Origin of the sequence: Marinobacter sp. es.042 (genome assembly GCF_900188315.1) — a bacterium.
Classification (GTDB): domain Bacteria; phylum Pseudomonadota; class Gammaproteobacteria; order Pseudomonadales; family Oleiphilaceae; genus Marinobacter.
Map to the genome: position 1 here is coordinate 1 of NZ_LT897781.1, position 21,455 is coordinate 21,455.

Consider the following 21,455-nt stretch of genomic DNA (forward strand, 5'->3'; position numbering starts at 1 on the left):
TTATCTCCGAATCCAAAATACGAGTAGCTTCCGCTATTTAAAATAAGGTACAGATTTTTTCGAACGGTTTTCAGATGAACCTCTCTCGTCTTCATCGAAAAGAATCGATGGCAGATCTTTCTTCGTGGATTTTACATCTACGATTCTTTTTTCTATTCCACCGCCAATTCCGAGGGCACGTAGTGACGCCTGGCCTATAAACTCGCACGCTCTGGGTGTAATGGAGATGGCAAAAACTACGATGAACACCAAAACCATCCATATCAAAGTGGCCTGGTTTCAACCAAACCCTGAACTTCTCTGCCGACGAAATTGTTTTAATAGGGGAGTGCTTCGGAAGGAAGCACATTGCATTCAGTAAGACTAGAAACACTAGACCTAAAAGCAGCTGGATGTCTGTGATTTCCGGGTACATCTTTACAACCAGTATCGTTGAGATCAGAGCTGACCAGCTTGATATCAAACTATGGCGAAGTACACCCCAGTGATTTTAATTCTAGAGAGCTTTTTGTTGGTCTTTCTATGTTTCCCTGAAGCGTATATAGAGTAGATCGCCAAAGTTAAACTAAGCAGCGCAAATGCATAAGAGAAGGGGTAGTCATCGAATGCAAAATAATAGCCAAAAATAAATGTGGCCCAAATAATTGTTGGGGCCATATAAATCTTTAAGATATATCCAAGTATGGCTTTATGGTCGATTTTGTCATTAGATTTTTTGACGCTTGGTATGAGTATTCCTGACTCATTCTCAAACACTGTCGCGGCAAATAGTGGCGCTGAGAAAATGCCACAGGTGAGTACTAAAATGAATAGCAGCGAAATAAGTCCAGTGATCGGTAGGACAAAAGGGAAAAAGATTCAGTTCTATAGGGAAGCCGACACCATATTCTTGAAGGTAAAAACCTCAGTTGCCAACCGCCATATAGGGTTAGGAAGAGCGACAGCCCTCCCAAAAATTTGGCTGTATTCTCATTGATAATTTTTAGTAGGTCGCTTGTCGTCATGGTCCGTTGACTTTTTTGTTGACACGTAAAACAACAAAGCCCGCACAAGGCGGGCTAAGTCGTTGAATCTTGGTGCCCGGAGGCGGAATCGAACCACCGACACGGGGATTTTCAATCCTTTGCTAGAGCTGCTCAATAGTCCACAGTGCTGCACATTCAAGCACTTACGGAAATGTAGTTCCACACATGACCACTCATGAACGCAGATACGTGGACACTATGCGGACACCCTAAAAGCCTTTGTATACCGTGTCGCGGCGACCGACAGTCACAACCGTAACGACCACTTTGCCATCGTCTACGTGGTAAACCAGGCGAAAGCCTTGGGATCTGAGTTTGATTTTGTAGAAGTCAGAGGATCCCTTTAACTGATGCTTTGGAATCCTCGGATTCTCTAGGCGTCGCTCCAGAATATTCAGGAACTCCGTCTTGACGGCAGGGTTAAGTTTGTTCCATTCCTTGAGCGCTTTTTTCTTGAATTCCAGCTCGTAGCTCATTGATGCTCACCGGTATTGATTCGTCATCCATACGCTTGCGAGCCTCCTGTAGAAGCCGGTAATCCTCAAGCTGCTCTTGCATCTGTTCGAATGTCTCGACAGGCACCATGTAGGCTCTTGGTTTGTTGTGACTCAAAATCACAATCGGTTCGCCGTTGGCCTGGTTGAGCACCTCATTCGGATTAGCTTTCAGCTCCGAAATGGTGGCCGCAAGCCTCGCAAAAAGGCTTTTCATGTCAGTTCTCCCGTGCCCTCATCCATAGTTTGTGGTTGCCCGCTCACCACTAGCTTTCACTCAGCCTATCACTCGCGGCAACATTCATTGCTATTCGGCACTACTCTGAATAATAGACTAAAAAAAGGTCTAAAAAAAGGTCTAAAAAGTGGCTTGGCGTAGTGTTGGCGGGTTTTCAAGGGGCCGGGCAGGGCATTATGAGAGCCTTACCGTAGCGTATGCGAGTGCACAAACACCACTTTCCACCACGTTTTAAGCATATGGGGTTGTAGCTAACCGCAGTAGTCCACAATAAACCTCTAATCGGTGGTTACTCTGTTGGCACGCTGTGAGCTCCTATCCCAACCAACTCTATTTCACCCATTTTCTCTTAACAATATTTGGAGGTTTAACATATTGCGAGGCTGTCTGACGGGGGCTGCGCATTTCGCTTTGCACATCACTACTATAAATGAGCGGCTTCTTTGGAGGGTTAGTAAGAAGGAAAGTGGCTATCGTTCTTAACCATTCTTCAGCCGCGTTTATGGATGTTTCTCTCATTTCTTTTCCAGCAAAGGATTCTTTGCCGCAGAGGGAAGCTCCTCCGCCCGCGCCTGTGTTCGAAAAACAATGTCTGAAATCTCTCGGATTCTGTCAACGAAAGGTTTGGCGTCAGTACCAAATTTGCCAATAACAACTCCAGCATCTCCGACCAAACCCCACAACCGGTCAACGTCACTCATCCGTTTGTGGAGCTCCGACTGCAGCCTCTCTAGTCTTCGCAATAGCCTTGTCTTGTGGTTCTCTTCAAAAAGCTCAGATACGGATATTTTTTCTCTAAGCTCGTTTATGATTTCTTGAATTCGTTTCAAGTCTCCATCTGTGAATTCATAGTAAAAACCTTTTTCTAGTTTTGCTTTCTTTTTGTTTATCAAATCATAAAAATTTTTTGACTCTCTATTTGCATTCTCTTCAATTATTAGTGGTTCAATCAAAGATCTTATTTTCGATGTATACCATATTATCTCTCTGATATTTTTCTTTCTGTCGTGATTGAGTTTCGGAAGGCTTGGTTTTTTTAGGTCATCGAAGTATGAATCCTCTTCAATTGACGCAACTATTTCTGCTGCGATGTCTGTAATCTTGGGATAGTGTGCAACAAGCTTTGATAATTGGTTTTTAAAGTGTTATATTGGTCTTAGTGACACACGAAAGTGTTCTAAATCGGTGTCGTTTTGTGTGTGAATCAGTGTAGCAGAGTGCAAAACAGTGGACGAGCAAAAGCAAATCATTCTGATCGCAACTCCGGTCATGACCCAGGACCGCTACGCCCAGCTTACTGGCTTAACGGAAGGGCAGGTACGGGGCCAGATCGAAAAAGGACATCTGCCTTCACTCAAAATCGGCCGGGTGCGCATGGTCAACATTGCTGCCCTGTCTCAGCAGGCCCTGGACCAGGAGGACTGGCAATGACTCCGGATGTTCGCAACCAGAAGAAAACCATCATGCGCCTACGCTTCCAGCAAGCCTGTGAGGCTCATGAGGCGGGCGATTACGAGCTTGCCGCCCTGCGCGTGAGCCAGATCCAACAGATGGTTTCTTCCTATATGGGTGTCGATTCCGGCCTCTACTGGTACGGCCTCAACCTCACCATCACCTGGGCCGAATTCTTCCTCCAGGACGATACCCGCGACTTCAACGCCTGGGCAGTAGGGCAGGCCTGCACCGGATTGAGGGCCGCCGCATGAGATACCACCGCCAAGACGTCAGCAAAGCCATCAGCGCGGCCAGTTTTGCCTTCCAGGGCCCCCGTCCGTCCTCTGCGCTCACTGCCCAGGCCCTGGAAGGCCTTTTTGACACCCTCCTGCACCAGCTAAGCCAGCTGCAGGAAGTGCGCACCGACTACCCGTGCGACTACATGGCCCGCTGCAAAGCGGCCTTCACCGACGCCCTGATCCACGAACTGGAAGCCAGCGGCCATCACAGCCCGGCCTTTGACCGCCTTATACAACTGCGGGACGCCTGGGACTGCGGCCACCTGGATCTTCCCACCGTCACGGAGACGCAACCATGAGCCATATCCCCCCCAGAAAAGACCAGGTGGAAGACAAAGAGCGCCGTTTCTACGTCTGCGCTCCGTCCTCCATCTACCTCCAGCTGCAACAGGAAGCCATCCAACGGGGAACGGATCTCTGGACCCTCGGAGGTTCCGTCCTGACCGCCTGGCTGGAGGCTGGCTGCCCGACCTTTGGCACTCAGGACCAACCCCCTGAAAAGCCCACGAGTCCGCCCCCGTCATCGTCACCACTCGCGCACGAAAAGGGGGCCGGACAGTGACCGTTACAAGGCTGGCGCGTAGCGCCAGGGCCGCAGGCCCCCTGGCCTTGTGGCGGGCTCTGGCTGGTCCACAGTGCGCATCCGGAGTGGTGAGGATGTCGGGGGAGGACGCCCGCCCCTTGATTCCGAACCATGAGCAAAGGCGGCAAACGGAGTGCGGCAGGCGACAGGGATCGTTACCCGTAAGGGTGGCCACCTTAGTGGCCAGGAGCAGAGCGAGTAGAGCCCGCCCCGAAGGGGTCGAAAAACCCAACTCAAACCCTTTCCACCATCACCACCAGGAAAGGCAGTACTGAAAACCAAAGTTAAATATTTAACCCCGGCCCAGCCGGACAACCAGCAACAGCAACACCCAACGAAACCAGAGGACACACGCAATGGAAAACTACCTGAACCTCATGATCATCGGCGCCACCCGCTACGACATCGACGGCAACCGGGGCGGTTCCCTGTGGGCCTATTCCCCAGCCGAAGCTGACGACGACAACCGAGTCGGCAACGAAGTCATGAAAATCGCCTGCGACTGGAAGCACATCGACCAGCTGCGCAACCACGCCGAACGTCTCCCGGCCATGTTCACCGTCAAGGCCCAGATGAAAGCCGGGCAGGGCGGCAAGATCACCTTCAAGGCCCTGGACATGAAACCCCAGGACCCGATCAAGAAAACCGCCTGAGTAAGAACTGATGAACGTCATCACCTGCGACGGTGAATGGACACAAGGATCCCAGGGCATCGAATGCACCGGGACCCTGCAAAGCATTCCTTATCAGGACGTCGACGTCCTGTTTCAGGAATACCTGGCACCAGACGCCAGCGTCATCGGCCTGGTGTCAGGAATCGCCCTGGCTCTCTTCGTCACCGGAGTCGGTGCCGGAAGAGTCATCCAAGTAATGAGAAAGATCTCATAACCAACCCGAAAGGAAAAACGACATGAACGACATCATCGAAATGGAAAAGCAAAACAACTGCAAAACCTGGGGCATGGCCCGCGCTCGCTTCGGCAAACGCGCCGCCAAGATCGGTACTGCACTCGCGGCCGCCGGAACCTCTGTGACCGCGTTCGCCGTGGACCACACCGCAGAGATCACCGCCGCCCAGGGTGACGCCACCACCAACACCACCGCAGCGGTTGCGGCGGTTATCGCGGTTGCTGCCGTGGTGTTCGGTGTGGGCATCGTCCTGCGACTGCTCAACCGGTAATGCTCACCAGCATCTTAATAGCCTGTCTCTGGACAGGCTGTTTCGTGTCCGGTTACCGGACTGTGTAAGGGCCGGATTCCGGCCCTTTTTCATTCAGACAACGGTCCCAGTGATGCGCCTTTCAATCCTCGCCTTCGTCACACTGCTACTGACGCTCGGATCCGTCCAGACCCAGGCGGCCACCTCCGTCTGGCATCAACAGTTTTACCTGGACCAGTGCAACAAGGTACCCAGCCAATCCGAGTCCTGGTCCTCGGCGCAATCCTTCATCGACTCCGACGCCGCCTGCTCCGCGACCAACGGCTACGCCTGCTACATCGAAATCACCGACAACGCCACCCAGCACTGCACCGGCACCAGCCGCGGTACCATGCGGGTCTTTCAACAGGCCTGCACCCAACTCAGCCATGAAGGCGGTGTACCCGAAGGCACAGCCTGCGGCCAATGTGGCACCGGCCACGTCCCCGATCCCAGCGGGGAAAGCGGCTTTGACTGCCGCCTGGAAAAAACCTTTGAAGAATGCCGCTACAACTTCATGAGCTATGACCCACGGCAAAAGAAATGCGTCACCGAATGCATCTACGGCGAACTCGATTACCGCTGCAATGCCGAACCCTTCGACGAATGCACCAGTGAAGCCGACGACTTTGTCGGCACCATCGGCTGGGGCGCCAACCGAAGAAACGTTTGCTCCGGCGACAACCAATGCGCCGACAACGAAACCTTCGCCTTTGGGGAAGGCCCCGATGGCGCTTATACCGGCCAATGCGTCAATAACGACGCCAACCCGCCCATCTGCCCCGATGGCTTCAAAGGCGGCCTGATCATTACCGAAGACGGCTTCGCCTGCGCCTCCCTCAATCCCGATGGTACCAACGAAAACGACACCTCCAACGGGGACAGCGACGGCGATGGGGAAGGGGATCTCACCGGCATGGCCGGCCAGCTCGACGACATCAAAGGCCTTCTCTCCTCCGGCAACACCGAACGCGGCAACATCAAGAACCAGCTCGACGGCATCGGCAAATCCATCAAAGACGGTACCCAGGCCATCACCGACGCCATCGGTAACATCCCCGGCGGGGGAGGTGGCGGAAGCGGAAACGGCGACGGAAACAGCCAGACCGAAATCGTCGGCGAAGACGGCGAATCGATTACCTGGAGCGGGGAAGCCATCCCATTAGAACTGGCCGACGGCCTCGATGAGCTCAACGCCGTCCAGGGCGAATACGAAACCCTCATCGCCAACATCCGCGCCGAAATGTCGGCCTCCTTCGGCTCCTTCACCGGGGCCGGTGGCCTACAGGACAACAACATCACCCTCTACGGCGAGACCTTCAACGCCGGTCTTTCCAAGTTCGGAGCCGACCTCTCCATCCTCGGCTCCATCATCCTCTTTGCCGCGACCTTCATTGCACTGGGCATCATCATGGGAGCACGAGACTGATGGAATTCATTGCCACCTTCTTCGACGCCATCTGGGCCTTCCTGGAAGCCATCCCCACCTTCATCAACGACGCCATGGTCAAACTCTCGGCCTGGTACGTCATCTGGGTGACCAAGGCCAAAATCTACTTCGTCGGCTTTGCCTGGGGTGTTGCCCAGGAAGTCCTCAACCAGCTCAACATCTCCGGCACCATCAACCAGTACTGGGGCTCCATCGACTCCAAAGTCATGGGCGCACTGACCTACTTCCGCATCCCCGACGCCCTGAACATCATCCTGAATGCGCACCTGACCCGGTACGTCATGGGAGTGCTGAAATGACCATCAACATCCACCATGGCCCACCCGGCTCCTACAAATCCGCCGGGGTCGTACAACGCTACGTCATCCCCGCCCTGACCGGAGAAGATAGTGACTACCCCGACGGTCGCTGCGTTGTCACCAACATAAGAGGCCTGGACTCCATCGAACGGGTGGAAGAAGCCTTCGGCGTCACCTGCGGCCCGGAATCCAGAATCATCAACCTTGAAACCGAAACCCGCGACGCCCTCGAATACGCCGCAAGATGGTTCCACTGGGTCCCGATCGGCGCACTCATCGTCCTCGACGAAGCCCAGGCGGTGTATCCCGCGGCCAGACGGGACTTCCGAATCGAACACCTGGATTACCCAGGGGGCAAAGAAGCCGCCCAACGCGACAACCGCCCGGCAGATGTCCTCCTGGCCTTCGACATGCACCGCCACTACAACTGGGACCTGTTCCTGTGCACGCCCAACATCGGAAAGATCCACAAAGAAATCCGCCAGAGTGCCCAGCAGGCCTTCCGGCATTGGCAAATGGGCCACATCGTGCCCTGGAAGAAAAACAAATGGAGGGAACTGGAACATGACCCTGAAAACAGCGGAAAAGCTGCCTCCCATAGTATCGGTGTCCCAAAAGAGTACAAGGTCGACCTCCGGGTCTTCGAGTGCTACCAGTCGACGAAAACCGGCAAGGCCAAAGGGGTGGTCGGGGGTAATTCAATCCTTAAGGATCGCAAGTTGCAGCTTGCAGTTGTGGTTATCGTGGGCAGCTTCTCGCTGCTCGGCTATCAGGCGTACCACATTATCGAGCGCGAAAAGGCTCGCCTCTCGGGTGATCCGGTGGCTGTTCCCGAGAGTGATACGGCTGATGGTCGCGCTAACCCTGATGGTTCTGATGGGAGCCGCCTTGCGCCTGGTAGCCCGTCTGAGCGTTCTTTAGACCAAAACCAACAACAAAATGCCCCCAACTCACGCCAGCACCTGGAACACCCCTTCGCCGACGTTGAGCTACGCATCGCCGGCAGCGTCAACCGCCTCTACCTGTTCCAGGGCGAAGATCTGCAAGGGGAGTTCGCGCTTACCCAACAAGACCTTTCCAGCTTCGGCTACCGCGTCCTGTACCTCAGAGATTGTCACGGCCAACTCTGGTGGGACGGGGAGCGCGTCCAGGATCTGTATTGCCAACGCATGAGAATCCGAGAACCCGAACCCAGGCCAAGCTTCGAGCCAACCATGTTCCCAGCCCTGGTCACCGACACGAAAGACCCGGCGCCAGCGGAGCGCTAGCGACGATGCGCGAGGAGCAAGCGCTCCGCTGGCGCCGGGGCGCAGCCCTGAGACGTCCCTGTAACACGTCTCATAGAAAACGACGGTAGTCGATTTTTAACCACTTAGAACCACAGTGAGACACAGATGAAAATCAGAGACTTCGAACGCATCGACACCACCACCGGCGAAATCGGAAAAGGGGACCTCTTCATCGGTCCGGAAGGCCAGCAAGTGAACCTGAAGAAGGTCAACGTCCTTTGGACCGGCACGGATACCGTAAGACAACTGTTCCAGGGACGCCTGAAACCCGAAATCCTCGCCGAGATTGCCACCGAATACGAATCCGGCTTCGACGCTACTCTCACAATCAAGAAGATCCCTTTCCGCCTGCAATCCGGCAGACGCGGTGGCTTCAAATACATCCTGCAAAATCGGGAATACGGCCTGACGATCCTGCTTCAGAACTTCTACGCCGAAGCCGACACCCTGGGCACGCACGTTAAAATCGAAACCTCCCCCAGATGGCTCTATGAACGCTCCAGCCAAGAGATCCACGACGAGCTTGGGGAGTGGGGTATGTACTTCCTCACTAACATCAAGCCCGTTGGCATCGCACTCCACCTGGCCGTCGACTTCCAGGGCTGGGAACCACCCCAAGACTTTGCCCAGCACTTTGTCACAAGGGCCCGAACCATCAGCGTCCACAACGGCATGAGCGATTTCCACTTCCAGGGCCTGGAAGGCTCCACCGTCAACGGCCGAGGCGAAACCTACACCTTCGGCAAGGCTAACAGCCTGCAGGTCTGCCTCTACGACAAATCCAAAGAGGTCGATGTCAGCGACAAACGCGCCTTCATGGAATCCATCTGGGAATGCGCCAGCAACGAAGACTGCTTTCCGGACACCTGCTATGACCCGGAAAAGCCCGTCTGGCGCCTGGAAATCCGCTTTCATCACCGGATCGTCAACGAGATCTCCCAGGGCACGCCCAACATGAAGCCCATCTACACCTACATGGACGCGGTACCGCACCTGACTGGCCTCTGGCAGTACGCCCTGCAAAGCAACCGTTACGAGGTCAAACGGGAATGGGTGCACCCCATCTGGACCAAGCTCCGCGAAGACATCGGCTTCGGCTACTCGGCCCCGGATCTGCTCTACAAACGCGCAAAAAAGGAACCCGGTTGCGGCAACGAAAAGAACGTCTCCCTGGCCTTTGGCAATCTCTTGTCCATTTATGCACGCAACCGTTTTAACCCTCGTCAGGCCTGGGACTGCCTCAAGAAATCCGGACTTTGGGAGGACCTGTGCGCCTATTACCGACGACGGGAGATCTATGAAAACGAGCTATTTCAGCTCGTCCAGGATGGCCTGATAAAACGACGACTACTGACAAAGGTGGCGGCATGATCAGGAAGCTACCATCTGGGCGATGGCAAGTAGATATCCAGCCGGGCGGGAGAGGGCAGAAGCGCGTCAGAAAATCCTTCGACTCAAAGGCAGAGGCGCTGCGTTTCGAGCGCTGGGCACTCAACAGCCATGCAGCTGGAGAAGATTGGAATCCGAGCAAGGATACTAGGACCCTTAAGGGCCTGATTCAGCAGTGGTACGACTCGCACGGACACACGTTGAAAGATGGTGCTGCCCGCAAAAAGAAACTGGACGACATAGCGGAACGGCTACGAAACCCTAGGGCCACTCGTTTTACAGTGTCGGACTTTGCGATGTACCGGCGGCTTAGAATGGAAAACGATGGGGTAGGCAAGAATACGTTGAACCATGAACACACCTACCTAAGCGCTGTGTTCAATGAGCTTATCCGACAGGGGGAGTGGAACCATTCCAACCCATTAAAGAAACTGCGCAAGTTCAAATTGGATGAGCACGAGCTAGCGTTTTTGAACCAAGAGCAGATTGATCGCCTCCTGAAGGAGTGCAAGGCATCGTCCAATCCGAGTCTCTATCATGTGACTCGCTTGGCTTTGGCAACGGGTGCCAGGTGGTCGGAAGCAGAGGGCGTTACGATGTCTAGCTTCACGCCCCACAGAGTTACCTACAACTACACCAAGTCGGGCAAGTCACGAAGTGTCCCAATCTCAGACAAGCTCTACAGGGAACTCATCAAGGAAGTGCCTTTTGTCAGTTGCAGTGCAGCGTTTCGTAAGGCCGTCGAACGGGCTGGAATAGATCTTCCTCGGGGACAGCTCACACACGTCTGTCGTCACACCTTTGCCAGTCACTTTGTGATGAATGGCGGAGACATTCTTGTTCTTCAGAAGGCACTGGGTCACTCGGACATAAAGTTGACTTTGCGTTATGCCCACCTTGCCCCAGGACGGATAAACGATGTCGTCTGCTATGCCCCTAGCCTTTAGGTATTTGTGTTATTTCAATGAAGTTGTCATTCTTAATTTTGTAAATGTTATCTCCGAATCCAAAATACGAGTAGCTTCCGCTATTTAAAATAAGGTACAGATTTTTCGAACGGTTTTCAGATGAACCTCTCTCGTCTTCATCGAAAAGAATCGATGGCAGATCTTTCTTCGTGGATTTTACATCTACGATTCTTTTTTCTATTCCACCGCCAATTCCGAGGGCACGTAGTGACGCCTGGCCTATAAACTCGCACGCTCTGGGTGTAATGGAGATGGCAAAAACTACGATGAACACCAAAACCATCCATATCAAAGTGGGCCTGGTTTCAACCAAACCCTGAACTTCTCTGCCGACGAAAATTGTTTTAATAGGGGAGTGCTTCGGAAGGAAGCACATTGCATTCAGTAAGACTAGAAACACTAGACCTAAAAGCAGCTGGATGTCTGTGATTTCCGGGTACATCTTTACAACCAGTATCGTTGAGATCAGAGCTGACCAGCTTGATATCAAACCTATGGCGAAGTACACCCCAGTGATTTTAATTCTAGAGAGCTTTTTGTTGGTCTTTCTATGTTTCCCTGAAGCGTATATAGAGTAGATCGCCAAAGTTAAACTAAGCAGCGCAAATGCATAAGAGAAGGGGTAGTCATCGAATGCAAAATAATAGCCAAAAATAAATGTGGCCCAAATAATTGTTGGGGCCATATAAATCTTTAAGATATATCCAAGTATGGCTTTATGGTCGATTTTGTCATTAGATTTTTTGACGCTTGGTATGAGTATTCCTGACTCATTCTCAAACACTGTCGCGGCAAATAGTGGCGCTGAGAAAATGCCACAGGTGAGTACTAAAATGAATAGCAGCGAAATAAGTCCAGTGATCGGTAGGACAAAAGGAAAAAGATTCAGTTCTATAGGGAAGCCGACACCATATTCTTGAAGGTAAAACCTCAGTTGCCAACCGCCATATAGGGTTAGGAAGAGCGACAGCCCTCCCAAAAATTTGGCTGTATTCTCATTGATAATTTTTAGTAGGTCGCTTGTCGTCATGGTCCGTTGACTTTTTGTTGACACGTAAAACAACAAAGCCCGCACAAGGCGGGCTAAGTCGTTGAATCTTGGTGCCCGGAGGCGGAATCGAACCACCGACACGGGGATTTTCAATCCCCTGCTCTACCAACTGAGCTATCCGGGCATGTTGCGCTACTGCTGTGCAACGGGGCGCTATTAAACCGGTTTCGATGTTTTGAGTCAAGGCTAGGCCGGAAAAATTTCTGAATCTTTTCAGGCATGCTCAGGCTTTGATCAATCCGGCCTCATTGTTCCGGTGGAACGTAGCCTTCGGCCTTGTCGAACGGTTCGTTGTTGAAAAAATGTTCCATCTGCGCCTGCAGGTACTTGCGGGTGTTCGGGTCCATCAGGCTCAGATGTTTTTCGTTGATCAGCATGGTCTGTTGGGCCTGCCATTCTTCCCAGGCCTGTTTCGAAACATTCTCGAAGATATCCTGGCCCTTGGCGCCGGGCATGGGCGGGAAATCCAGGCCTTCCAGTTCTTTCTGGAATTTGCGGCAGAAAACAGTACGGCTCATGGTGGCTCCTGTTGGCAAATGTTGCTGGCGCTGATGATAACAGATCGTTGCGGCTGAAGGCGCTACCGGACCAGGTCAAAGCAGGGCCGCTTGCTCCGGTTCGGTCAGCAGCAACCGGATCGGTGCCGGCAGGCCGAGGTTCAGGGCTTCATGGCGGTGTAGCCATTTCAGATGATCCTTGTCTGCAACGGTGTTGGCGCCGCCGGTGACGTTCAGCCGGGCGGGCTGTATGTGCAGGTGGTAATGGGAGAAGGTATGTCGGAAGCCGCTGATCAGCTCCGGTTCCGCGCAATCCAGCCCCAGGTTCTGTTCGCAGGCTTCCTGAAGCTCATCGGCTCCATAGGCCGGGTCCAGTTCCGGCAGGCTCCAGAGGCCGCCCCAGATGCCACTGGGCGGGCGACGCTCAAGCAGAATGCGCCCCTCGCCGTCCTCAAGAATCACCATCCAGGTGGATTTCTCGGGCTTGGCCTTTTTCGGTTTGGAGCCGGGGTAGAGTGAGGTTTCACCCTGGGCGTAGGCTCTGCAGCCCTCTTGCAGCGGGCAGCTCTCGCAGGTCGGGCGGCTGCGGGTACACACCATGGCGCCGAGATCCATAATGCCCTGGGTGTAGTCGCGCACCCGCTGTTCCGGAGTGTGCTCTTCGGCCCGTTGCCACAGCTGGTTAAGCACGGCTGTCTGGCCGGGCCAGCCGGGTATGGCATGGTAGCGCGCCAGCACCCGTTTCACATTGCCATCCAGTATGGCGGCGCGAATGCTAAAGGCCTGGGCCAGTATGGCGGCGGCTGTGGAGCGGCCAATGCCGGTCAGGGATTCAAGCTCCTCCTGGGTTTGCGGGAACTCACCGTCGAACTCGCGCACCACCGTTTGCGCCGCTTTCTGCAGGTTGCGGGCCCGGGCGTAGTAACCAAGGCCGGACCAGTGGCTGAGCACATCATCCACCGGGGCTTCGGCCAGTGCATGAACGTCCAGGAAGCGTTTCATGAACGCTTCGAAGTAGGGGATAACCGTGGTTACCTGTGTCTGCTGCAGCATGATTTCGGAAACCCACACACGGTAGGCGTTCCGGTTGTGATGCCACGGCAGGTCATGCCTGCCGTGGCTGTCATACCATTGGAGCAGTTTGTTGGCGAAGCTGTCCGGCATCAGTTGAACAGTCCTTTGAGTTTGTCGCCGATCTGTTCCTGCACCTTTTCTTTAACCTTCTCTTCCGCCTTGGCTTTTGCCTTGTCCACTTCCTCCCGTGCTTTCGCCTTGGCGGCATTTTCGGCGATGGTCTTCAGGGTGTCCCGGAAGCGGGAGCCGTCAAAGGAGCAAAGCCCTGCCGGGTCCTCTGCAAAGTTGCCACGGCACTCCACGGGAATAACCGCGTTTTCTACATATTCGGTAACGCGGCATGCGTTGTCCCGGTGGATCTCACCAACGACTCTTAGCCCAACCTCATAATCCAGTTCGCTCTGGGCCAGATCCACCGTGCCATTGCCCTCGAGGCGCATGCCGGCCAGCGCCGCCACGAGATCGGTGTTGTTGAGGGTGTTGCCGTTGATTTCCAGGGTGCCGCGCATGTCGTTGAACGGTGTGGTAGTGCCCCAGTCGGTGGTCGTCAGCTCATCCTGGTTGACCAGAGCGATGCCCTGGCAGGCCATGCGTGTGAGGTTCATTCGGCGGAACTCGCCCTCTGCGAGGTTGAAGCTGATCTGTCCGTCAGCATTGCTGCGCAGTGCCGAGATCCGGTTGCCAGAGGTGTTGGCGTTCACTTTGAGGTTTGCCCCGCCGGCGAGCATATCCACTTCTGCCAGATCGGTGAGCAAAGGCAGGGTCTGTACATTGGTTACGTCTGAGCCAACGGTCCATTTCGGGTTGTCGCTGCGGGCGTCGATGGTCACGTTGGCACCAAAGCTGCCCTCGTAAAGTTTGCCGCTGAACTCATCAACCTTTAGCAGACCGTTTTTCGCGGTGGTGCTGGCTTTGATTTCGTTGATGGTCAGGTTGCTGACGATCAGCTGGCCGAGGCCCAGATCAATATCCAGCAGCAGGCTGCGAATGGTCTCCAGGGGCAGAAGGTCGCCCTCGGGGCCGGCTGCAGCGGTTTCCTGGGATGCGGGTGCTTCCTCCGCCTCTCCTTCCGCTTTTGGTGGCAGGTATCGGTCGGCATTCAACTGGTCGCCCTGGAGCTGGAAGACAACGCCTGTGTCGGCAAGGTTGTAACTGCCGGAACCAGTGAAGGTGGTGTCATCCAGTTTGATGGTCAGGTCTGTGAGTTCCACCTTGCCGGCCGGACCGCCAATGCCGGTGGAGAAGGCGATGGCTTCAAGTACGTCCGGATCGCTGGTTTCCACCGGGGGCTGGCCGAGGTTGTTCAGGAGATCCTTCAGCGAGAACGCGGCGATGGAGATCTCGCCGCTCAGGGTTGGCTTGTCGCCGAATCCGGTAACGTCAAGATCGGTCGACAGGTTCAGGTTGGCCAGGCTGGCGGTAAAGCCGCTCAGGTTAGCGGTCTCGTTTTCCAGGTTCGCCCTGGCAGAGCCCGCCAGTTCAGCCGTGACCTCTTTGCCGCCAAATGGCTCGCCGGTCATGTCGAACACGGCATTCAGACCGGATACCGCGAATTCGTTAAGCGCCTCGTTGGCCGCCAGGCGGGCGCTGATGTTGCCATCCACTTCAAACGTGGGCTGGGTGGTGGCTACCCGGAACCCGATCTCCAACGGGAACTCGGAGCCCAGAGTAATGTTGCTGGCGTTGACGGTGAAGTTCTCCAGCGTGACCGACTGGCCGGTGCTCTTGTCGGTGTAGTGCACCTGGGCGTTGCTGATCTGAACGTTTTCAACGTTGAAGTTCAGAGGCTCGCCGCCGGTGCCCTCGCTTTCCTGTGCCTGTTCATCCTGGGCTCCGGCTGTTTCCTCGGTTGCCGCTCCCGCTTGCTTCTCGGGCATGATGCGGGTCCAGTTGCCGTTGCCCTGTTCGTCTACCTCAAGTCGGGCGTCCAGCCCGTCCAGCACGAAGGTGTTTACCCTCGGCGACATGGCAATCAGCGACCAGAAATCGATCTGGGCCACCAGTTGCTCGAGGGCAACAAAGCGGTCACCTTCCAGGGTGGCCTCTACGGAGTTCAGCTCAAGGCCAAGAGGGATAAAAGACCAGCCGATGTCGCCTTCAAGGACCAGATCCAGGTTCGTTGCATCCTCAACGGCCTGTTCAATCTGCGGTTTATAATCGTTGGGGTTGATCACGGCCATGGCGATGGCAACGGCAGCCACGGCAAGAACGATCAGTGCAACGATGGCAATCAGCACATAACGGACGGCTTTCATGATTCAGGCTTCCTTCCTATTTTTCGGAGCTTGCAGTATTCGCTGTGAATACCGACGCTAATGACCCAAAGGATAACGCAGGGTTAACAAATTAACAGCGCGGGAGTATGACAATGCGGTAGTGTTGGGCCAAAATACACGACCCTGATTTTCCGACTACATTGATACCTATAAACACAAGAAGGAGTTGGCCGTGGCTATTACCGTTTCGATTGAGCTGAACCGCGAACTTGAGATTCCGGGCAGCTATGATGAAGTGTTCGATCTGCTGGCGGATGTGCCACGTTCAGCCAGTCACTTCCCGAAAGTTCACAAACTGACCGACCTGGGTGATAACGCCTACCGCTGGGAAATGGAAAAGGTCGGCGTCGACAAGCACGCCATCCAGTCGGTCTATGCCTGCAAGTACCATTCGGACAAAGACGCCGGCAAGATTAACTGGGAGCCGGTGAAGGGCGAGGGCAATGGCGTCGTGAGTGGTTCCTGGACCGTCAAGTCCAAGGGCGACAATGCCACCGCCGTGAAGTTCCAGACCAGCGCAGAGCTGACTGTGCCCCTGCCCAGCCTGCTCAAGCTGGCCATCAGCCCGGTTATCAAGCACGAGTTCAACAGCCTCGTAGACACTTACATGAACAATCTGAAGAAGGCTTTCTGACAAAGCCCTTTCTGCCATATACCCGAAGTTCGCTATCGTAGCGATTAAACCGGTTGTGGGACTCCAGCGGACATAAAAGGTATAATCGCCGGATAGAATTTTTCCGGCGTTATGCCGCCCAATTGTCACGGAGTCCCCATGGCCGAACGTAAGGCTCGGGTAGAAAGAAATACCCTTGAAACCCAGATCACCGTTGAGATTGATCTCGACGGAACCGGTAAATCCAGTTTCGATACCGGCGTGCCGTTTCTGGAACACATGATGGACCAGATCGCCCGCCATGGTCTGGTGGATCTGAACATCGTTTCCAGGGGCGACCTGCACATTGATGACCACCACACCGTGGAAGACATCGGCATCACCCTTGGCCAGGCCTTCAAGCAGGCGGTTGGCGACAAGAAGGGGATTCGCCGCTATGGCCACGCCTATGTTCCGCTTGATGAGGCGCTCTCCAGAGTCGTTATCGATCTGTCGGGCCGCCCGGGCCTGATGATGGATGTGCCCTACACTCGCGGTGCCGTGGGTGGCTTTGACGTGGACCTGTTCGAGGAGTTCTTCCACGGCTTTGTGAACCACTCGATGGTGACCCTGCACATCGACAATCTGAAGGGTAAGAACACCCACCACCAGATTGAAACCGTGTTCAAGGCCTTCGGCCGTGCCCTGCGTATGGCGATTGAAATGGACGAGCGGATGGCCGGCATTACACCGTCCACCAAGGGTTCTTTGTAAACGCCTCGTTACCAGAAGGCTCGCTTTAACCGGTCATTTTTTACCGGTCAATCAAGGACACCGCAACAACCATGAAAACCGTTGCCATTATCGACTACGGCATGGGCAACCTTCACTCTGCCAAAAAAGCAGTAGAGCACGTTGCCCCGGACACCACCGTGCTGGTCACCGACAACGCCGAAAAAATCCGTGAAGCCGATCGTGTCATCCTCCCTGGCGTTGGTGCCATTCGCGACTGTATGGCCGAAATGCATCGTCTCGGGGTAGTGGATCTGGTTCGTGAGGTCTCTCAGGATCGCCCGTTTCTTGGCATCTGCGTGGGCATGCAGGCCCTGATGTCCCGCAGTGAAGAGAACGGCGGTGTTGACTGCATCGGCCTGTTCCCTTCGCAAGTACGCTATTTCGGTGACCACCTCACGGAAAACGGCGAGCGCCTGAAAGTGCCCCACATGGGCTGGAACCAGGTGCAGCAGACCATTGATCACCCCCTTTGGCATAACATTCCCGAGGGTGACCGTTTCTACTTCGTGCACAGCTTCTACGCAGAAGCCGAGGGCAACGCTGATATGGCAGGCCGCACCCGCTATGGGGTGGACCTTGCGGCATCAGTCGCGCGAGACAATATTTTTGCAGTGCAATTCCACCCGGAGAAAAGTGCCCGGGCGGGCCTGCAGTTGCTCGAGAATTTTACAAACTGGACTGGAAAATGCTGATAATTCCTGCAATCGATCTGAAAGACGGCAAATGTGTACGCCTGCGTCAGGGCCGGATGGACGACTCCACGGTGTTTGGTGACGATCCTGTCGATATGGCCACCCGCTGGGTGGAAGCCGGCGCCCGTCGGCTGCACCTGGTTGACCTGAACGGCGCCTTTGCCGGTGAGCCGGTCAACGGCGAGATTGTCCAGGCCATTGCCCGTAAATACCCGGATCTTCCCATCCAGATCGGTGGCGGTATCCGGTCTGCAGAAACCATTGAGGCCTACCTGAAGGCCGGTGTGCAGTGGGTCATTATTGGCACCAAGGCGGTGAAGGAGCCGGAATTTGTCACTGAGATGTGCAAAAAATTCCCGGGTCACATCATCGTCGGCCTGGATGCCAAAGACGGCCGCGTGGCCACCGATGGCTGGGCGGAGGTCTCGGAAGTGATGGCTACCGATCTTGCCAAGCGCTTTGCCAACGACGGCGTGGACGCGATTGTGTACACCGATATCAGCCGAGACGGCATGATGCAGGGCGTCAATGTGGAGGCGACTGCTGCACTGGCAGAAGAGGGTGGTATTCCGGTTATCGCCTCTGGTGGCGTGACCAATATGGATGATTTGAAGCGCCTGGCTACCGTGGCGGACAAGGGCATCCTTGGTGCCATCACGGGCCGTGCGATCTATGAAGGCACCCTGGATGTCGCTGAAGCGCAGGCTTTCTGCGACGGTCTGAAGGGGTAAGGGCGGCTTATGGCTCTGGCGAAACGCATCATTCCCTGCCTCGATGTCGATAAAGGCCGCGTGGTGAAGGGCGTCAATTTCGTTGATATCCGCGATGCCGGCGACCCGGTGGAAGTGGCCCGCCGTTACAACGAGCAGGGTGCCGATGAAATCACCTTCCTCGACATCACGGCCAGCCATGAGAGTCGTGACACCACCTACGAGACCGTTGAACGAATGGCGGCGGAAGTCTTCATTCCGCTGACTGTCGGCGGTGGTGTGCGTACCGTGGATGACATACGCAAGCTCCTGAATGCTGGCGCAGACAAGGTGTCGATCAATACCGCAGCCGTGTTCAACCCGGAGTTTGTCCGGGAAGCGGCGGATCGCTTTGGCAGCCAGTGCATCGTGGTGGCCATTGATGCCAAGCGGGTGAGTGAAGAGGGCGAGGAGCCCCGGTGGGAAATCTTTACCCACGGTGGCCGCAAGCCCACCGGGCTGGATGCCGTAGAATGGGCCCGCAAGATGGTGGAAATGGGCGCTGGTGAGTTACTGCTGACCAGCATGGACCGGGACGGCACCAAGATCGGATTTGATCTCGGGCTGACCAAAGCCATCAGCGATGCTGTGATTGTGCCGGTGATTGCCTCAGGCGGTGTCGGAGAGCTGCAGCACCTGGCCGATGGCGTGACTCAGGGCGGTGCCGATGCGGTATTGGCGGCGTCAATTTTTCACTTCGGACAGTACACCATTCCTGAAGCGAAGGCCTTCATGAAGGCTCAGGGCATAGAAGTCCGCGATTAATCTTTCTTTGCAAAAGCAGGTCGAATGGCCTGCTTTTCTCCTTCCGCAAACATCCCCCGATTGCCGTTGCGCATGGCCCAAAGGCCGCTGACGGTTGCAATGGCGATGCCCTGCTCATCCAGTTTGGGCAGGTGCTTCTCCAGGTAGTCCACGGTGACTTTGTGAGGATGGCCAATGCCGATGGCGCTGCCGTTTTCTTTGGCGCGCTTGATCAGCAGTTTGAACTGGCGATCCACAAACTCTTCGGTCTGTTCGTGGTCGAGAAACACGTCCCGGGTCATGGTCGGAATGCGGTACGCCGCTGCGACATCACCGGCCACGGATGAGGCGATGGTGCGGCTGTCGATAAAGTACACCGGGTAGCGGAACAGCTCTTTCATGACCCAGTCCATGGGCTGCAGTTGCTGGGTCAGCAGGCTGCCCATGTGGTTGTTCACGCCCTGGACATGGGGAATCGACTGCAAGGCACGGCGAAGGGTGGTCACCATGCTCTGTTCGTCCATCTCGGGGGTCAGGCCGCCCGGACCCAGGCCATAGTTGCGGGTGTTGGCCATGGGGGCGTGCAGCATGATTTCCTTGTGCTGCTTATAGGCGAGCCGGGCCAGGCTGTCCGTGTGTGGACGGTAAGGTAGAAAAGCCAGCGTGAGCGGCTGATCCAGATTTGCCAGTCGCTCACCTTCAACAAGGCTGTGGCCCATGTCATCAATAATGATGGCAATGGTGGGTGGCAGTGCTTTTCGGGCCGGCTCCGCGGACACCGTGCCGGCGGTAAAACAGAATGCTACGGCCAGCAGAGTACTGACTACTCTCACTGATCGCTTCCTTCTGCCTTGGCGCTCTTGTTCGGGTTCAGAATCCGGATTCCCTTGAGCAGGTTCAGTGCCGAGCGTAGCTGATAATCCCGGTCGGCAAGAGAACCGGTTGCGTTCTGGGCATCATCGTTTCCATCTTGGTCCTGCCCCTCGTTCTGTCCTTCAAGGTGCCCGCTCAGATCCGCTTCGGTGAAGAACGGCTTGCTGTCGAGCTCCTTGAGTTCCGCCGGACGTACTTCAATATCGGGTTTGATGCCGGTGGCCTGGATGGAGCGGCCATCCGGTGTGTAATAGCGCGCGGTAGTCATCTTGATGGCGTGGGTCTCATCCAGCGGAATGACCGTCTGGACACTGCCCTTGCCAAAGGATTTGGTGCCCATCACCACAGCGCGCTCATGGTCCTGAAGCGCGCCGGCGAGGATTTCTGAAGCAGAGGCGGAGCCGCCGTTGATCAGCACGACAATAGGCGTGCCTTCCATGATGTCGCCCGACCGCGCGCTGAAGCGCAGGCGGGAACTCTGGATGCGGCCCTCGGTGTAGACGATCAGTCCGTCATCAAGCAGGGCATCTGCGGTCTCTACGGCCGCCTGCAGCACCCCGCCCGGGTTGTTGCGCAGGTCGATAACAAGGCCGTCAAGATCGCGTCCGAGTTCGTCTTCCAGTCCGTTTAGGGCATCCTTGAACTGCGAGCCGGTATCCGCCTGGAACTGGGTAATGCGAACATAGCCGTAACCATTTTCCAGCATTCGGGATTTCACGCTGGTGACCTTGATAACGTCCCGTTCCACTTCGATTTCGATGGGAGCGCTTTCGCCCTCACGCATAATGGTGAGCGTCAGGATCGAGCCGGGTTTGCCCCGCATTAGCTGGACAGCCTCTTCCAGGCTCATACCTTTAACCGGTTTTTCATCCAGCTTGATGATCAGGTCCCCCGCCTGAACGCCTGCCTTCTGCGCAGGCGTGTCGTCGATGGGGGAAATCACTTTCACAAAGCCGTTTTCCATGCCCACTTCAATGCCCAGCCCGCCGAACTCGCCCGAGGTGCTCTCTTCGAGCTCTTCGTAGTCCTTGGGTGCCAGGTAGGTGGAGTGAGGATCGAGGTCTGACAGCATGCCTTTAATGGCGCTTTCGAGGAGTTTGCGATCGCTTACTTCCTCGACGTACGCATCCTTGATGCGGCTGAATACCTCGGTGAACTTGCGGAGGTCTTCGAGTGGCAGCTGCTTCTCGGGATCCGGCAGGCTTATTTCCACACGTTCGCCGTTCTGGATGCCTTCCAGCAGCTGCTCGCTGGCGGCATCTTTATCCTGGGCCCAGGCCAGTCCGGAAGCGGTTGCGAAACAGGTAGCGAGAGCAATGCTGCGTAATGGCAAGGCGTGGAGTGTACTTCTGACCCGTTTCATTCACATATCCCGTTTTTATTCCGATAGTTGGTCTGGTTTCCCTGACTCTGGACAGTATGGCGTTACCTGCGACGTTTGTCAGC

General features: G+C 55.3%; 26 protein-coding genes and 1 tRNA gene. 17 read left to right on the plus strand and 10 right to left on the minus strand.

The annotated features are described in order from the left end of the window. Positions 1–1,234: 1,234 nt before the first annotated feature. The 3 genes from CFB02_RS00010 to CFB02_RS00020 form a co-directional block, all read right to left on the minus strand. Positions 1,235–1,501 (minus strand): type II toxin-antitoxin system RelE family toxin, encoded by a 267-nt coding sequence (locus CFB02_RS00010; protein WP_088556258.1) that lies wholly within the window; start codon positions 1,499–1,501, stop codon positions 1,235–1,237. Then, the gene (locus CFB02_RS00015; RefSeq protein WP_088556260.1) at positions 1,446–1,736 is read right to left on the minus strand and encodes a type II toxin-antitoxin system Phd/YefM family antitoxin; all 291 of its coding nucleotides are present in this window, start codon (positions 1,734–1,736) and stop codon (positions 1,446–1,448) included. Before CFB02_RS00015 ends, CFB02_RS00010 begins: the two co-directional genes overlap by 56 nt. A 536-nt stretch (positions 1,737–2,272) precedes the next feature. Beyond that, a complete protein-coding gene (locus CFB02_RS00020; protein WP_088556261.1) occupies positions 2,273–2,710 on the minus strand; it encodes a hypothetical protein in 438 nt (145 codons plus the stop codon). Positions 2,711–2,984: 274 nt separating this feature from the next. Between CFB02_RS00020 and CFB02_RS00025 the strand changes: the two genes are divergently transcribed. From CFB02_RS00025 to CFB02_RS00080, 12 genes are all read left to right on the plus strand, one after another. Then, positions 2,985–3,188 (plus strand): hypothetical protein, encoded by a 204-nt coding sequence (locus CFB02_RS00025; protein WP_041646358.1) that lies wholly within the window; start codon positions 2,985–2,987, stop codon positions 3,186–3,188. Then, positions 3,185–3,463: a hypothetical protein gene (locus tag CFB02_RS00030; RefSeq protein ID WP_088556263.1), complete on the plus strand. Its 279-nt coding sequence runs from the start codon at positions 3,185–3,187 to the stop codon at positions 3,461–3,463. The genes CFB02_RS00025 and CFB02_RS00030 overlap by 4 nt, the downstream gene beginning before the upstream one ends. After that, positions 3,460–3,789 carry a hypothetical protein gene (locus CFB02_RS00035; RefSeq protein ID WP_088556264.1) on the plus strand — a complete coding sequence of 110 codons (330 nt, stop codon included), beginning with the start codon at positions 3,460–3,462 and terminating at the stop codon, positions 3,787–3,789. Before CFB02_RS00030 ends, CFB02_RS00035 begins: the two co-directional genes overlap by 4 nt. Continuing rightward, positions 3,786–4,052 (plus strand): hypothetical protein, encoded by a 267-nt coding sequence (locus CFB02_RS00040; RefSeq protein WP_088556265.1) that lies wholly within the window; start codon positions 3,786–3,788, stop codon positions 4,050–4,052. The genes CFB02_RS00035 and CFB02_RS00040 overlap by 4 nt, the downstream gene beginning before the upstream one ends. Before the next feature lie 377 nt (positions 4,053–4,429). Then, the gene (locus CFB02_RS00045; protein ID WP_088556267.1) at positions 4,430–4,726 is read left to right on the plus strand and encodes a hypothetical protein; all 297 of its coding nucleotides are present in this window, start codon (positions 4,430–4,432) and stop codon (positions 4,724–4,726) included. A gap of 10 nt (positions 4,727–4,736) precedes the next feature. Then, on the plus strand, positions 4,737–4,961 hold the full coding sequence (locus CFB02_RS00050; protein ID WP_088556268.1) for a hypothetical protein: 225 nt from the start codon (positions 4,737–4,739) through the stop codon (positions 4,959–4,961). A 22-nt stretch (positions 4,962–4,983) separates the two neighbouring features. Next, the gene (locus CFB02_RS00055; RefSeq protein WP_088556270.1) at positions 4,984–5,253 is read left to right on the plus strand and encodes a hypothetical protein; all 270 of its coding nucleotides are present in this window, start codon (positions 4,984–4,986) and stop codon (positions 5,251–5,253) included. Positions 5,254–5,365: 112 nt separating this feature from the next. Next, the gene (locus tag CFB02_RS00060; RefSeq protein ID WP_088556271.1) at positions 5,366–6,700 is read left to right on the plus strand and encodes a hypothetical protein; all 1,335 of its coding nucleotides are present in this window, start codon (positions 5,366–5,368) and stop codon (positions 6,698–6,700) included. Then, positions 6,700–7,020: a DUF2523 family protein gene (locus CFB02_RS00065; RefSeq protein WP_088556273.1), complete on the plus strand. Its 321-nt coding sequence runs from the start codon at positions 6,700–6,702 to the stop codon at positions 7,018–7,020. The genes CFB02_RS00060 and CFB02_RS00065 overlap by 1 nt, the downstream gene beginning before the upstream one ends. Continuing rightward, a complete protein-coding gene (locus CFB02_RS00070; protein ID WP_088556275.1) occupies positions 7,017–8,288 on the plus strand; it encodes a zonular occludens toxin family protein in 1,272 nt (423 codons plus the stop codon). The genes CFB02_RS00065 and CFB02_RS00070 overlap by 4 nt, the downstream gene beginning before the upstream one ends. A gap of 126 nt (positions 8,289–8,414) precedes the next feature. Beyond that, the gene (locus CFB02_RS00075; protein WP_088556277.1) at positions 8,415–9,680 is read left to right on the plus strand and encodes a hypothetical protein; all 1,266 of its coding nucleotides are present in this window, start codon (positions 8,415–8,417) and stop codon (positions 9,678–9,680) included. Then, positions 9,677–10,645: a tyrosine-type recombinase/integrase gene (locus tag CFB02_RS00080; RefSeq protein WP_088556279.1), complete on the plus strand. Its 969-nt coding sequence runs from the start codon at positions 9,677–9,679 to the stop codon at positions 10,643–10,645. Before CFB02_RS00075 ends, CFB02_RS00080 begins: the two co-directional genes overlap by 4 nt. Here CFB02_RS00080 and CFB02_RS00085 read toward each other — a convergent pair. The 5 genes from CFB02_RS00085 to CFB02_RS00105 all read right to left on the minus strand — a co-directional run bounded on the left by CFB02_RS00085 (position 10,635) and on the right by CFB02_RS00105 (position 15,543). Then, positions 10,635–11,696: a hypothetical protein gene (locus CFB02_RS00085; protein ID WP_088556281.1), complete on the minus strand. Its 1,062-nt coding sequence runs from the start codon at positions 11,694–11,696 to the stop codon at positions 10,635–10,637. The genes CFB02_RS00080 and CFB02_RS00085 overlap by 11 nt on opposite strands. Before the next feature lie 69 nt (positions 11,697–11,765). After that, positions 11,766–11,841, minus strand: a tRNA-Phe gene (locus CFB02_RS00090). Positions 11,842–11,962: 121 nt separating this feature from the next. Beyond that, a complete protein-coding gene (locus CFB02_RS00095; RefSeq protein WP_088556282.1) occupies positions 11,963–12,235 on the minus strand; it encodes an oxidative damage protection protein in 273 nt (90 codons plus the stop codon). 75 nt (positions 12,236–12,310) lie between these two features. Continuing rightward, positions 12,311–13,378 (minus strand): A/G-specific adenine glycosylase, encoded by a 1,068-nt coding sequence (gene mutY / locus CFB02_RS00100; protein WP_088556283.1) that lies wholly within the window; start codon positions 13,376–13,378, stop codon positions 12,311–12,313. Further along, positions 13,378–15,543 (minus strand): AsmA family protein, encoded by a 2,166-nt coding sequence (locus tag CFB02_RS00105; RefSeq protein ID WP_088556285.1) that lies wholly within the window; start codon positions 15,541–15,543, stop codon positions 13,378–13,380. The genes mutY and CFB02_RS00105 overlap by 1 nt, the downstream gene beginning before the upstream one ends. A gap of 193 nt (positions 15,544–15,736) precedes the next feature. Between CFB02_RS00105 and CFB02_RS00110 the strand changes: the two genes are divergently transcribed. From CFB02_RS00110 to hisF, 5 genes are all read left to right on the plus strand, one after another. Continuing rightward, a complete protein-coding gene (locus CFB02_RS00110) occupies positions 15,737–16,198 on the plus strand; it encodes an SRPBCC family protein (protein ID WP_088556287.1) in 462 nt (153 codons plus the stop codon). A gap of 138 nt (positions 16,199–16,336) precedes the next feature. After that, on the plus strand, positions 16,337–16,930 hold the full coding sequence (hisB, locus tag CFB02_RS00115; RefSeq protein WP_014578250.1) for an imidazoleglycerol-phosphate dehydratase HisB: 594 nt from the start codon (positions 16,337–16,339) through the stop codon (positions 16,928–16,930). A 71-nt stretch (positions 16,931–17,001) separates the two neighbouring features. Next, positions 17,002–17,643 (plus strand): imidazole glycerol phosphate synthase subunit HisH, encoded by a 642-nt coding sequence (gene hisH / locus CFB02_RS00120; protein ID WP_088556288.1) that lies wholly within the window; start codon positions 17,002–17,004, stop codon positions 17,641–17,643. Then, positions 17,637–18,374 carry a 1-(5-phosphoribosyl)-5-[(5-phosphoribosylamino)methylideneamino]imidazole-4-carboxamide isomerase gene (gene hisA, locus CFB02_RS00125; RefSeq protein ID WP_014578248.1) on the plus strand — a complete coding sequence of 246 codons (738 nt, stop codon included), beginning with the start codon at positions 17,637–17,639 and terminating at the stop codon, positions 18,372–18,374. Before hisH ends, hisA begins: the two co-directional genes overlap by 7 nt. Positions 18,375–18,383: 9 nt before the next feature. Then, complete coding sequence (hisF, locus tag CFB02_RS00130; protein WP_088556290.1) at positions 18,384–19,157, plus strand: imidazole glycerol phosphate synthase subunit HisF; 774 nt, start codon at positions 18,384–18,386, stop codon at positions 19,155–19,157. Here the strand turns inward: hisF and CFB02_RS00135 are convergent. Both CFB02_RS00135 and CFB02_RS00140 read right to left on the minus strand, forming a co-directional pair. Beyond that, entirely contained in the window at positions 19,154–19,969 is an 816-nt protein-coding gene (locus tag CFB02_RS00135) for a divergent polysaccharide deacetylase family protein (protein ID WP_088556292.1), read from the minus strand. The two genes, hisF and CFB02_RS00135, sit on opposite strands and share 4 nt — an antisense overlap. Further along, the gene (locus CFB02_RS00140; protein WP_088556294.1) at positions 19,966–21,372 is read right to left on the minus strand and encodes a S41 family peptidase; all 1,407 of its coding nucleotides are present in this window, start codon (positions 21,370–21,372) and stop codon (positions 19,966–19,968) included. Before CFB02_RS00140 ends, CFB02_RS00135 begins: the two co-directional genes overlap by 4 nt. Between the last annotated feature and the right edge of the window lie 83 nt (positions 21,373–21,455).